The organism is Psychrobacter sp. 1Y4 (genome assembly GCF_051847555.1).
This window is the reverse complement of sequence record NZ_JBPYDE010000634.1, coordinates 1-670: the sequence shown is the minus strand read 5'-3', so window position 1 is coordinate 670 and position 670 is coordinate 1. Positions and strand designations below refer to the sequence as shown.

1 protein-coding gene and 1 pseudogene are annotated in these 670 nt (G+C 44.6%); both read left to right on the top strand.

What is annotated here, in order from left to right:
- The coding region (locus ACS8FC_RS18020) for a LemA family protein (RefSeq protein WP_439297797.1) at window positions 1–185 on the top strand (185 nt) is incomplete at its 5' end.
- Between the two features lie 117 nt (window positions 186–302).
- Window positions 303–670 (top strand): annotated as a pseudogene (locus tag ACS8FC_RS18015) (TPM domain-containing protein); the annotation flags it as partial.

Here is a 670-nt window from a genome sequence, read left to right as displayed (position 1 = left end):
CTGTCGCGCGTAATCGCTATATCCAAGAAGTACAGGGCTACAATACCACTGTGCGCCAGTTCCCAACCAATATCACCGCAAAAGTATTTGGCATGGATACCAAGCCAAACTTTACCGTTACTGATGAAGATGCCATTTCGACAGCGCCAAGTGTTGATTTTGGCGATTCTGCAAAAGCAGAGTAGAAAGCATTAGAAATATACAAAAATAGAGCGGTGTATGCCGCTCTATTTATTTAGCTGATGACTATTAGTTAATGTCTATTAATTTATAAAAATGTCATTTGAGGTGGTAGAGATTAGATGAATAATTCAAAAGCAATCTTATCAGCATTACTGTTTACACTGAGCGTCAGCGGTGCATCAGTGCTGCATGCTGCGCCCAATACCGATGCTGGCAATAATGCTGCGGCGACAGATAGCACCTCGAATCTACAAAACCGTAGTGTCGAAGATTTGGTAGCCATTGCCAAAGCTGGGGAATCCAACGAAGCGATCAATGATGCAGTGCTGAATAATGACGCCATTAATGGTGCGGTGCTTGGTAATGATGCTATTAATCAAAGCGCGGCAAATGATGAGGCAACCGCTAGTGCGCAAGCGCCAGCTCAGCCACCAGTAACCTCAAGTGCCCAGAGCGTTAATGCTGACAAACTGATACTCAACGAGCC